Annotated in this window: 12 protein-coding genes; 7 read left to right on the top strand and 5 right to left on the bottom strand. The window is 35.3% G+C overall.

Annotation, left to right across the window (positions count from 1 at the left end):
- The first annotated feature begins 46 nt into the window (after nt 1-46).
- The 3 genes from FBT53_RS04045 to FBT53_RS04055 are packed head-to-tail and all read left to right on the top strand — an operon-like array spanning nt 47 to nt 3,685.
- Complete coding sequence (locus tag FBT53_RS04045) at nt 47-337, top strand: WYL domain-containing protein (protein WP_136949881.1); 291 nt, start codon at nt 47-49, stop codon at nt 335-337.
- Nucleotides 334-2,661 (top strand): AAA family ATPase, encoded by a 2,328-nt coding sequence (locus FBT53_RS04050; protein WP_136949882.1) that lies wholly within the window; start codon nt 334-336, stop codon nt 2,659-2,661. Before FBT53_RS04045 ends, FBT53_RS04050 begins: the two co-directional genes overlap by 4 nt.
- Nucleotides 2,654-3,685, top strand: a complete 1,032-nt coding sequence (locus FBT53_RS04055; RefSeq protein WP_136949883.1) for a hypothetical protein — start codon at nt 2,654-2,656, stop codon at nt 3,683-3,685. The genes FBT53_RS04050 and FBT53_RS04055 overlap by 8 nt, the downstream gene beginning before the upstream one ends.
- 817 nt (nt 3,686-4,502) lie before the next feature.
- On the opposite strand, the gene FBT53_RS04060 is transcribed toward FBT53_RS04055, so the two are convergent.
- From FBT53_RS04060 to FBT53_RS04070, 3 genes are all read right to left on the bottom strand, one after another.
- Complete coding sequence (locus FBT53_RS04060; RefSeq protein ID WP_136949884.1) at nt 4,503-5,606, bottom strand: adenylate/guanylate cyclase domain-containing protein; 1,104 nt, start codon at nt 5,604-5,606, stop codon at nt 4,503-4,505.
- A 419-nt stretch (nt 5,607-6,025) separates the two neighbouring features.
- A complete protein-coding gene (locus FBT53_RS04065; protein WP_136949885.1) occupies nt 6,026-6,400 on the bottom strand; it encodes a hypothetical protein in 375 nt (124 codons plus the stop codon).
- 212 nt (nt 6,401-6,612) lie between these two features.
- A complete protein-coding gene (locus tag FBT53_RS04070; RefSeq protein ID WP_136949886.1) occupies nt 6,613-7,524 on the bottom strand; it encodes an AraC family transcriptional regulator in 912 nt (303 codons plus the stop codon).
- 196 nt (nt 7,525-7,720) lie between these two features.
- On the opposite strand from FBT53_RS04070, the gene FBT53_RS04075 reads away from it, so the two are divergent.
- Both FBT53_RS04075 and FBT53_RS04080 read left to right on the top strand, forming a co-directional pair.
- Nucleotides 7,721-9,244 carry an aldehyde dehydrogenase family protein gene (locus tag FBT53_RS04075; RefSeq protein WP_136949887.1) on the top strand — a complete coding sequence of 508 codons (1,524 nt, stop codon included), beginning with the start codon at nt 7,721-7,723 and terminating at the stop codon, nt 9,242-9,244.
- A 1-nt stretch (nt 9,245) separates the two neighbouring features.
- A complete protein-coding gene (locus FBT53_RS04080; RefSeq protein WP_136949888.1) occupies nt 9,246-9,605 on the top strand; it encodes a DUF779 domain-containing protein in 360 nt (119 codons plus the stop codon).
- A 19-nt stretch (nt 9,606-9,624) separates the two neighbouring features.
- On the opposite strand, the gene FBT53_RS04085 is transcribed toward FBT53_RS04080, so the two are convergent.
- Nucleotides 9,625-10,191 carry a DUF4251 domain-containing protein gene (locus FBT53_RS04085; RefSeq protein WP_136949889.1) on the bottom strand — a complete coding sequence of 189 codons (567 nt, stop codon included), beginning with the start codon at nt 10,189-10,191 and terminating at the stop codon, nt 9,625-9,627.
- Nucleotides 10,192-10,270: 79 nt separating this feature from the next.
- The gene (locus FBT53_RS04090; protein WP_136949890.1) at nt 10,271-11,221 is read right to left on the bottom strand and encodes an EamA family transporter; all 951 of its coding nucleotides are present in this window, start codon (nt 11,219-11,221) and stop codon (nt 10,271-10,273) included.
- Between the two features lie 110 nt (nt 11,222-11,331).
- On the opposite strand from FBT53_RS04090, the gene FBT53_RS04095 reads away from it, so the two are divergent.
- Both FBT53_RS04095 and FBT53_RS16350 read left to right on the top strand, forming a co-directional pair.
- Nucleotides 11,332-11,964: a GntR family transcriptional regulator gene (locus FBT53_RS04095; protein ID WP_136949891.1), complete on the top strand. Its 633-nt coding sequence runs from the start codon at nt 11,332-11,334 to the stop codon at nt 11,962-11,964.
- Between the two features lie 39 nt (nt 11,965-12,003).
- On the top strand, nt 12,004-12,135 hold the full coding sequence (locus FBT53_RS16350; RefSeq protein WP_255578204.1) for a hypothetical protein: 132 nt from the start codon (nt 12,004-12,006) through the stop codon (nt 12,133-12,135).
- Nucleotides 12,136-12,541 lie beyond the last annotated feature (406 nt).

A 12,541-nucleotide genomic window follows, 5' to 3' on the forward strand; every position in this document is an offset into this window, starting at 1 on the left:
ATAATGCTATTAATAAATTACTCAACAATAATTAAAATATAGAAATATGGAAAATCAAATATGCGATGCTATAGGCTCTCAAAACATCATTGAATTCGAATATGAAGGGGAACTAAGAGTGGTAGAACCTCATTGTTTTGGAATTACTACAGCTGGTAACTTAGCTTTGAGGGCATATCAAATTGATGGCTATAGTAGTTCTGGTAAATTAGGTTGGAAACTCTACAATTTAGCTAAAGTCGAAAACCTCTCCGTTCTTAATGATACTTTCGAAGAAGAACGAAGTGGATATAACCCTGACGATAGTGCAATGGTTGAAATCATCTGTGCTTTATGATTAAAAAACTTAATTCACTTAAGGAGTTTGGAATCTTTAGAAATTTTGTCGAAACAACTGAATTACAAGAATTTAAAAAATATAATTTATTCTATGGGTGGAATGGCTCTGGAAAATCCACTTTTGCAAAATTATTTGATTGTGTAAATACTAAAAAGATAGACGCAGACTTCCAAAACTGCTCCTTCAAGATTTTACTAAACAATGGTGTCCAAGTTGACAACAAAAATGTTTCTAAGATTGAAACTGGACTTAAATTATCTGTTTTCAACAATCGATTTGTAAGGGAAAATATTGATTGGGATAACATAACTAAGAGACTACTTTATATTTCAAAAGAGAAGGTAGAGGAGAAAAAAAAGCTTCTAGAATTAAAGGAAGAACATAGGACTTTAGAGATATCAAAAAACATTATTGAAAATAAAGTATTTAAGATTCAAAATGATTGTGATAACTTCCTTACAGTTGGAGCTAAAGAAGTAAAAACTCAGTTTGAGGTCCTAAGCACAGATGACAATTATTATTTGAATTACGATAAAAGAAAACTCAAACGAATTATTGACAACAACGAGAATCAAATTAAAAAAGTCAAACTTATTGCGAAATCTAAGGAGATTAATGGGCTAAAAATGACTGCTAGGTTAGAAGAGCTTGATAAGGTTAATTATGATGAGTCAAAACAACTCCAAATCGAACAAATAAAAAAACTAGAAGATGAAATCAACTCTATCTTAAAGAAAAGTATTGCATTTGCTGGAATTACAAGTCTTAAAAACAATCCCAAGGTCGGTTCTTGGGTGGAAGAGGGTATAGAAATCCATAGGAACTCCAAAAAATGTAAGTTTTGTAAAAATACAATCGAACAAACCAGAATTGATGAATTAAATGCTCATTTTAATACTGACTTTAAATTACTTAAAGAAGAAGTAAAAGTGTTAATCACTAAAGTGGAGGAATATCAGGATAAAATTAGTAATTCATTACCTGGCGATTTTGAGTTATTTCAATTCTTAAAAAGTGACTACAATAAGCAAATCTCAAATTTACAGAGACTAATTAAAGAGTTGATAAAATCTTTCTCAAAGGTTAATGGCTTACTAGGTGAAAAATTAGACAATCCCTTTTTAACGAATTTTCAGGAAGTTAGCATTGATAATAAGCTAGTGGAAGGCTTTAATTCTGTATTAAATTCAATTACAAAAATCATTCAAGCTCACAATACAACATCAGATGATTTTGAAAACTATGTTAAGTCTGCTAAGAAAAAACTTGAGATGTCAATTGCGCAGAGCGAAGTAAAAAAATTCAAATATTTCAGTAAGCTCCGTGAAAAAAAGAGTGAAGAAAAAAAAATAATACCATTAGAAAAGAAAATATCACTTCTAGAAAAAAAAATTGAGATTCTGGATGCATCTTTAAGTGATGAGATATTAGGGGCAGAGGAGTTCAATAACAAATTACACAGGTTCTTAAATCATAGCGACTTAAGCATAAAATACAATGAATCCAAAAAAGGATACGAAATCATTAGAAAAATTGGAAGGAAAAAAGAAAGGGGAAATAATTTAAGTGAAGGTGAAAAAACAGCTATTTCCTTTATTTACTTTTTGACAAAATTATTAGAAAACGAGGATGAATTGAAAGAGACTATTGTAATAATTGACGACCCAATTTCAAGTTTCGATTCAAATCATTTATTTAATTCCTATTCTTTCATTAAAAACATATGTAATGATACCAAACAACTCTTTGTCCTAACACATAATTTTACTTTCTATAGGCTAGTAAGAGATTGGATGTTGGGAAAAAAGAAATGGAGAACCAAAACGGATGGAAGTAAATATGTAGAAAAAAAATATGCAGTTTTCAATATAACAAGCAGTTATTCTGGCAATTTAAGAGAATCTATTATTCAAAATGCAGATAACGCACTATTGGATTATAGCACAGAGTATCATTATTTGTTCTTAAGGTTGAAAGGTTTTATTTCTAAGCCTAAGCTATCAATTGAAGAGTGTTTCTCAGTAGCAAATATGTCAAGAAAATTGCTTGAAATATTCTTAAATTTTAAGTTTCCGAGAAAAAGAAATGACTTTGCTCAACTATTTAATCATGCTCTTCCCAATAAATCCGATTTAATTATGAGAGAAAAGGTATATCGTTTCATAAATAAATACTCGCACAGTGATCACATAGAAGCTTTTGACAATTCAATTGATAATATTTTAAGTGAAAGTGACAATATTGCAAAAGATGTTTTAAAAATCATCAAAAAGCTAGATAAAAAACATTACGAGGAATTAATCGAAATAGGTAATGAGTAAAATAAAGTTAGACCAAAAGCTTAATAGAGTAGAGGTAGAACAATTTGAGATAGGCAACGAAATAGTTTTCAATTACTTCAACAACTTACCTTCCAATGAGAGAGAGGACAAACTATTTAGGGCCTTATACATTGGCGTTTTAGCTCTAATGGAAGATAGGATTTCAGCCTTTCTTTCCAAAACAAGCAATGAACTTGGAACTGAACTCGAAAGTCTGAAATTGATTTTCGATATGAAAAAGGAACTGTTCTACAAAACAACAATAAAAGGATCTCTAGCTGAGGATGACATAGCAGAGTATCTGAATGAGTACTTCAAGGAGAAAAAAATGAAAGATATCGCCTTACTAACCGGTAATGAAACCGGCATTCTTCCAAGAAATAAAACAGGTGATATAATTTGTAAGATAAATGGAGATGCTAACTTGAAAGTTTCAATCGAATGCAAATTTGATAAAAGCATAAGACTAGGTGAAATTGATAAGAAAGATATATTCACGCGTAAAACGGATACTGCTTGGAGTCAATTAATAGAGTCGGACGCAAATAGAAACTCGAAGGTGAGTATTATCGTTTTTGATATCTCTTTAGTGGATAATAGTATTCTTAGGGCAGTTGAAAATGTAGGTTTTATTGAATCAATTGGATTCATAGCAATTATTGATTCACAAAGAGGAGATTATACCAATTTAGCGACAGCGTATATGCTTGCAAGGGACATAGCCATCAACGCAAAAAAGATTGAACTGGACAAGGGTATTTTAATGATTTTAATAAACAGAATTATTAAAGATATCAATGAGGTAAAAAAAATTAAGGACTTAGTAGAAAGCAACATTGAAAACAATAAAGCGATTCTAAAGCAATTGGAAAAGAGTATTCTAATACTGAAATTCAATCAACAGTATTTGACAAAGTTTTTAAATGACGGTATTCTTAGCAAAAAGGATTTGCTTGATTTTTATATGGGTGAAGACATAAAAGATAGATTCAAGTTGATTGAAAAAGAAATCAATGAATTATAAAGTGAGGTAAGAAGAAAATGCGGGCCGGCCTGGGAGTGAATTTGTGGCTAGCACAAAGAGCGATTGCCCTCGGCTTTGTGTTGGGGTGTGAAACACCCGTGGCGTAGCCACAAGACACAAAGGGAGCGCGGAAGCATATTTTCTTCTTGATTTTTTGTTTCTTTTTTATCAAGAAAAAAGAATAGAAAGAACCACTAGAGGTTTCAATGCTATTTGACATAATGTTATAGGTGCTCTCAAAAGAAGGCTAAATTAGGGGAGTATGTGAGCAAGTGCTAAGAATTTTGCTCAAGGAGAAAATTTTAGCTTTTGCGTAAACTTGACTAAAAACTCGTGAAAATTTAATTCTAAAGAGCTTCATAAAAAACTAAAATTTGAAAGGAATTAAGAAAGCTTTGCTTTTTTGGCGTTGGCAAGCGATGGATAATTGAGTTAAAAAGAAAATGCTCAGCATTTTGCTTTTTTAAAACAATCGAGCGGTTGGTAGCGGCAATTTGACATAACGGCAAATTATAGATACAAATCTTTGCCCGTGCGCAGCACACCGCTTAAAAAGGTTTCTTGTATAGCGCAAACGAAAGTTTTAAGGCTTGTGGATTTCTCCGCGATATTTGACATAATAGAATTATAGCTTACGAATGCGGCAAGGAAATAACCTTACTTGTAAAACTGCTGTGACATAATTGTTGACGATATGAGCCTAAAGGCAGTCATATCTACAATTATATCAAATACGGTGGTATTGGCGCAGTTTTACCCATATAAGCATTTGTACTATAATTTATATTATGTAAAATAGAAGTTTTTAGGAATAGCCCTATTCCTTGTTTTGTTCTTCTACAGCGTATAATTTAATAGTTTCTTCTTTCCCTCTAAGTGCTATGGTTCCTTTTACATCAAACTTATATTTATGGTTGGGTTGTAGCGCTTGCTTCAATTGGTCAGATATGAGCAATTCGGTTTTCATTTCATTACACAAACTTTGTATGCGCGCTGTGGTATTGACCACATCTCCTGTAAATACCAATTCCTTTTTCAGTGCACCTAATTCGCCCGTGGTTACTTTACCCATATGCATACCTGCTTTAAACTGCGGTACTACATCAAATTGTTCTTTGTATTTTGAAGCCTGTTTTTGTATGGCTCGCTGCAGGCTATAAAAACAAGCAATACAATCGGTATTACGGATTCCCTTTTTAACTGGCCAACTAATTACTACTTCGTCCCCAATATATTGGTATACCTCACCCCAATGTGCAATTATAGCATCTGCCATATCATTGTAATACCGTTGTAAAAAGGTAAAATACCTAACATGTCCCAATTGTTCTGCTATGGTGGTAGACGCTTTCATATCTACAAACATAAAAATGCGCTCTTCTGTAATGGGTTTATGGTATTTACCCGTAAAAAAGTTATAAAGTACCGCAGCGCCAAGATTATCCCTTATTTCCGCGTACAGAACCGTTACTAACAAGCTAAACACCAACTGTATACTTGTACCATACAACGCGTTACTTTGCCAAAATTCTGCAAATCGTTGTTTTACCTGTATATCCCATAAGCTTACATTCATTTCTAATGCCGCCGCAATAGGATACAACACAGCCATCATCATCACAAAAAAAACGTTGTAAATCAAGAATTTCCAAACAATAGTAGCAATAAAACTCTTATTTCTTAGTCTGGGGTCTACCACAACAGTTTCTAAATATCCAACCACCAACCCCACAATAAATACGGCGCTACTGGCAAAAGCAAAGGTTTCTATGTTTAAGGTAATAGCGCCCCGTTCTAGGGCCTTATTTCCAGTGGCAAAATAATCGCTCAGCATAAATACGCTTCCCGTAAAAAACCAGATAAACCCAAAAGGTAATATCCTATTAATGGTTCTGTATCGGAATGGATTTAGTGTTCCCAAGCTTTTAAAAGTTCGTTAAAAAAGGGCATTGTTAACAGCTAAAGTGCTAATTTATAGTTACTTTTAAATGTCATCAATCAAAAAGTGCAATTGCTGTACAGTCGGCAATAACCCTAGAGTTCTTAAAGATATGGATTCTAGGGTTTTTCTTTATAGATGAGATACTGAAACAAGTTCAGCATGATGCAGAATTTAATAGTGCTTTGTACTGTTCACTCTAAAAAAGATTTCTCAGTCGTAGCTTGGCTACTCATTAGCGAAATGACGACGTAAAGATGTTTTAGAGCACTTGTAACTTCAAATAAATGAGATGCTGAAACAAGTTCAGCATTGCGAAAGATTACAGCGCTTGTACTTTTTAAGTAGTACTTTAAGCGCTGTACTTCGTAATTTTACTTTCTTTAAATCTCTAGATGCGTTTACTGCTCTAAACCAGCAATAATTTGTTGTTCAGAACTAAGTAATAGTGCTTTGTGTTCTGCAACAAAACGACGCAACTTAGCAGAAAATGGATTATTCACCACATCATCAATAAGACGTTCTTTATCTCGCTCTTTCAAACTTTCTTGTGCGCTGATAAAGGCAATAAGCTGTTCTTTTTTCGCCTTATTGGCTTCTTTTTGTTCGCTTAAAGAGGTTTGATTCTCAAAAAGCGAGCTATCAAATTTGTGGGCTACCGGGGTTTTGGCTTCCTCTATTTTTCGCTGTTCCATGGCATCTTTCGCGGTTTCTTGGGCGCATAAACTACCCATGCCACAAAAGGCAATGCCAAGCATAAATAAAGTGTTCTTCATGCTCATTTTCATATAGTGTTCTCACTATTAAAATTAGAATACCCCTACCCTTTTTCCAAATTAAGCTACAACATATGTTATACATCGATATTTATGGTAGATAAACGGTAAACCTAGGAATAAATAGCAGTGCTCACTCGTTTAGTAGCCTGCTTTCATCGATGAAATGCATGTTGAAATTCACAAAGTCGAACGCTAAGCAGCAACTCTGATTATAGATTGGTAAAGCGTGCTCTATATGCTTTTGGACTAAGTTTTTTACTCTTTTTGAACACACGGTTAAAATAAGAACGGTTACTAAATCCGCATGCCATATAGATTTCCGTTAGGTTAAAATCGGGATTTTGTAATAAGCGTACCGCTTTCGCTATGCGTTCTTTATTGATAAATTCAACCGGACTAAGGCCAATTTCATTTTTAAAGACCCTGTAAAAGTTAGAAATGCTCATGCACGCTTTTTCTGCTAGTTCATCATTTGTAATTGTACTATCCAAATTATCTTTTATGTATTGTACAACATGCCCAAGTTGTGTATTGCTCATTATATAAGAACTGTCTGCAGCATAAGCCTTTCTAGAATTAGCTTGTAAAATGCGGACAATTAATTCCTGTACCATATTGTCTACAAAAAGTTCTTTAGAAGGGTGGTTTTCTGTAAATAAATATACCAAACGCTGTAGTATTTGGTAAATACTGGCATCATTAGTAAAGTGAAAATTATAATCCATGAGCTGCCACTCTCTCCCATCACTACGGGTCATTTGCTCATTCATGCGTTGTACCACTTTTAAAATACGTTCTTCTGCAATTTCCATAGCCAAACATTGTGTGGGGTTGTCTAAACGTGCTATAGGAAAATCAATACACATCAATTCGTTAGCCGGTAGAATCAAGGATTCGCCCGGTAAAAAGTCGAACGATTGTTTGTCTCGTAGGTGCATAATCTTCTTGCCCTGAAACATGCTGGCCAAAACGGGAGCATTGAACTGGAGTGCTACCTTTTCGGCTACTTTATGTGTTTCATACACATGCATGATAACATGGTCTAAAGCATAACTCGTTTGGTTTTCTACAAGGGTTCCTATTTTCCGATTTTTATAGTGGTTAGGTGATAGATGCAACATGGTTCAATTATTATATCAGCAAGTTAATAAGGGCTGTTGTGTAATATTCTTAAAAATATATCAAATAATTATTAATTCGGTAAACAAATATAGATATGTACAGCTAGTCTGTAGAAATGTTCACACATCTAGGGGCATTCCGTACTAATTTGGACCACAGCTAATTATAGCAATAACTGATATAAATTGACAAACTATGAGCGATGTAAAAACAACCACACAAGATGTGCTTAAAAAACCACGATTTAAGTCCCAATATGATAATTATATTGGTGGCAAATGGACTCCACCCGTAAAGGGACAGTATTTTGATAATATATCTCCCGTAGACGGTGCTAGTTTTACAAAGGTGGCCCGTTCCACTGCAGAAGATATAGATTTAGCCTTAGATGCCGCATGGGCAGCAGCTCCCAAATGGAATACCTCTTCTGCGGGTGAACGTAGTAATCTATTGCTAAAAATTGCCGATGTTATGGAGCAAAATTTAGAAGCACTAGCACGCGCAGAGACCTGGGATAACGGTAAAGCGGTAAGAGAAACGCTTGCGGCAGATTTACCGTTAGCCGTTGACCATTTTAGGTATTTTGCTGGCGTAATCCGTGCAGAAGAAGGTACTATGAGCGAATTGGATGCCACTACAATTTCCATGAATGTTAAAGAGCCACTGGGCGTTGTTGGGCAGATAATTCCTTGGAATTTTCCACTATTAATGGCGGCTTGGAAGGTGGCTCCTGCCCTTGCGGCAGGTAATTGTGTGGTGTTAAAACCTGCAGAGCAAACACCTGTAGGCATCATGATTTTAATGGAGTTAATAGATGGTATTTTACCTGCTGGAGTGCTTAATGTAGTAAACGGTTTTGGTATTGAAGCGGGCAAACCTTTAGCTTCTAGTCCACGTATTAATAAAATAGCATTTACCGGAGAAACCACTACGGGGCAACTAATAATGCAGTATGCTTCTAAAAACATCATACCAGTAACCTTAGAATTAGGGGGTAAATCGCCCAATATTTTCTTTGAAAGCATCATGGATGCAGATGATGCTTTTTTTGATAAGTGTTTAGAAGGCGCTGCTATGTTTGCGTTAAATCAGGGCGAAGTGTGTACTTGCCCGTCTAGAATCTTGGTTCAAGAAAGTATTTATGACCAGTTTATAGCTCGTGTAGTGGAACGGGTAAAGGCGATTAAATTAGGACACCCGTTAGACCCAACAACAATGATGGGAGCGCAGGCCAGTAATGATCAATACGAAAAAATTCTAAACTACATAGATATAGGTAAAGATGAAGGTTGCGAGGTATTAACGGGTGGTGGTGCTGCTTATAACGAAGGTTTAGAAGGTGGATATTACATACAACCAACACTTTTAAAAGGAAATAACAAAATGCGTGTATTCCAGGAAGAAATTTTTGGGCCCGTTGCCTGTGTTACTACGTTTAAAGATGAAGCGGAAGCCTTAGAAATTGCTAACGACACCTTATATGGTTTAGGTGCGGGGGTATGGACTAGAGATACTCACCAAGCATACCAAATTTCTAGACAAGTACAAGCAGGCCGTGTGTGGGTAAATTGCTACCACCTCTACCCTGCCCATGCTCCTTTTGGAGGTTATAAAAAATCTGGAATTGGTAGAGAAACGCATAAAATGATGCTGGACCATTACAGACAAACTAAAAATATGTTAGTTTCTCATGACAAAAATGCCTTAGGATTCTTTTAAAATGATAGCGCGTGTACTTGTAACGGACAGTGCTTTAAAGGTAATTGATTCGCTAAGAGAAACCCATGGAGAATTAATGTTTCACCAAAGTGGTGGGTGTTGCGATGGCTCATCCCCCATGTGTTTTCCTAAAGGCGAATTGATGCTGAACGAAACCGACATTTTACTAGGTGAAGTTGGCAATTGCGAGTTTTACATGAGTAAAGACCAATTTGAATATTGGAAACATACCCAATTAACCCTAGATGTTGTCACAGGAAGAGGGTCTAGTTTTTCTTTAGAAATACCGCTGGGACTCCGATTTGTAACTAAATCTAGAATTTTTAAACCAGAAGAAATGGCAATGCTACAAATGCCATAGCTATGAGAACCAGAATGCTTTATGGGCGTTTTGGTTTTTCTTTTAAAGTATAATTGCCTTGATACCCAATGGTATTTCTATAATTACTGTTGATTTGAAACGAAGCTTGCCTCTTTCCGTAAACCATTCCAAAAACTCTTAACTGTTCACCTTCTTTCGTACGTACATCAAATTGTATTTGCTGTGCCTTTTTCTTTGCGTTTAGTGTGATGGTAAAATTCTCGGGTTTTGTATTGAATTCTATACCTAAGTCGGTGCTATTATACGTATTTCCAAATTGACGCTCCCCATAATACGGTAATGCAGCAGTAACCGAATCTTTATTCAACCTTAGAAAATACATATTGGTATTAAGGTTTATACGTGTAGCAGTACTACCCAAAGGTAAAAGTCCCGCATTTGCAATAGATTGTATTCCCATACTGGCCATGGGGTTGGCACTGTTGGCCGTAAAAACCAAGCTTTTTTCCGTTAGTGTTTCTGGCAATAGCTTTAAATTATGCCATTCGGTCTCAGATAACTTGGCAGGGCCGCAAGCGCTGAGTAGTAGGCAGATAAATGGTAGGTGCAGACCAAGGCGATTCATAAGTTAAATATTTGACGTTAAATTAATTAATGTCAGTTATTAAAGCAATACGTTTAACCCTAATTTAAGTTATGGTTTACTATGGTTCTACCGTTCCTTGTTTTCTTCTAAAACGTGCAAATAATACCATTTTCTTTTTACTATTGATAAAGTAAACACCCGTAAGTAAAACTATTGCAGCTACTAGGGAACGTGTGGTTACGTTTTCGTCCAAAAAGAACCATCCTAAGAAAAGCGCTACGATAGGATTGATATAAGTAGATGTAGAAACTTTTTCTGGCGAAACCGTCTTTAATAAATAATTGAACGAGGTAAAGGCCACAATACTACCAAAAAGGACTAGCAACAACATACAAATTTGGGTTTTGGTGGTCCAAACCAATGGGCTAGACCATTCTTCACCAAAAGAAAGACTCATCAAGGCTAGAATAATTCCTCCATTAAACATTTGGTAACCCGTATTTACAAAGTAATTTTTAGGTAAATCTGCTTTACCTACAAAAAGACTGCAATACGCCCATGCCACTAAACAAGCAAATATCATAGCAATACCTAGCAAAGCATTTTCTCCCTGTACAATTTCTTTCTGCCCTACCAAAAGGTATATACCAATCATTCCTAATACAACACCAATGATAGACATGGGTTGTATTTTTTTGCCTTGTAATAACCACATTAATAACAGGATTATCAGTGGTTGCACAGATATTATAAGTGCCGCAAAGCCACTATCTACAAAACGTAAGGCCCACACCACAACACCATTACCAAAACTTAGAAATAGAAAGCCAGCAATTACAGTATTGCGTAATTGTTTTATGCTAATTTTTAAAGAAATCCCCATGAGTTTGGCTATGCCAAAAATGAGTAATCCGGCCGTAACAAAGCGCATACTTGCTAGCATAAAGGGCGGTAACTCCGCCACAGCAATTTTATTTAATAAGTATGTAGAACCCCAGATAACATAAATGGCAAAAAAAGCCAAAACAATTAAGATAGTGCTGTTTTTAGTAGTATTGTTCTGTTCCATAGGGTACTGCTGAAGGAATCATCAAAGCTAACTTTTTATACTGCAATTTAAAGTGATTATTCCTTAAAAAGAATGCTTAATTTTAATCGTATACGATATTTAAATGGAGTATGATTCGGAATAAAGTAAAAAGACATTTACTAAAACTCATTTTACAAGGGGATTTGCAGGTAGGGCAAACAATAAATTTAGCTAAAACTGCGCGTAGTCTAGGAGTCAGCGTTACTCCCGTCCGGGAGGCATTAAGTCAATTAGAGCAAGCACGGATTTTAGCGTCTATACCCAATAGAGGATTCATTGTTCCAAAGCTGAGCTTACAAGAAATAAGGGATTTATACAGTGCCATGGCAGATTTAGAGTTGATGGCTATGGAACAATCGGTATATACGGCAAAGCTTATTCAGAAACTTAAAGAGGAACAAGTGTTGTTGCAACAAAGCCATACCAATGGGGTTCGTATACAACGTAGAATGCAATTCCATCAACTGTTAATTAAAGCCTGCAGTAACCAAATTTTAAAACAGCTTATAACTGATTTGCAAGCTAGAATACTGTTTTATGAGCGTATGTTATTGACCGATGCTGAAATGTTTGAAACAACCGACAACCAAAATGAAGGTATTATCAGGGCTTTAGAGGAAGACAATTTGCCAACAGCCATACTAATAGCTAAAATGAATTGGATGCATTTACTAGAACACATGGAAAAACAATTGATACGCCAAACCAAAGTAAACTTTTAAAAGTGTACAATGGACAGTAAATAAATACGTTATGGGGATATGAAGTATTTAAACGCACAAATTGCTGCTAAGGCCAAGAACAAGAAAAGTTCACTGGTACGCAAACAGATTTCATGTGGTATTTTTCAAGAGTTAGAGCATCCAAAGAAAAATAAAAGTAAGGTGAAGTAAAATTGGCTTTACCCAGAAATTAACCAACGCTCTAATACCATTTAGGGTGCAAATTTTTATATATGCTTATTTGGTCAGGAAGAGGAATTTTAACTTCCCTATTCTTATTAGAGATGTAAATTTTAGGAACCATTTCATTTGATGGTTATTCAATTGATAATGCCTTTACTACTACCCTACTGGTTCTAAAAATCATCATTGCATCTTATGTGATGAAACCTAAAAAGAACGTTTTGTTTTCAAAGCGGCAGTAGGAGCTGCTCCAAAACAGTGAACGGCCAAAAAGAGTAAGGTTACTATCGCTAGTTCTTATCAACCCAATCAAAATGCAGTAGCGGCGGCACAGCTAACTAAGACTCCTTTAGCAGCAAAATATTTTGAACCGTCTGACCATAGCCGTTTTATG

The organism is Flavobacterium sp. ASW18X, from assembly GCF_005144745.1.
GTDB lineage: Bacteria > Bacteroidota > Bacteroidia > Flavobacteriales > Flavobacteriaceae > Croceivirga.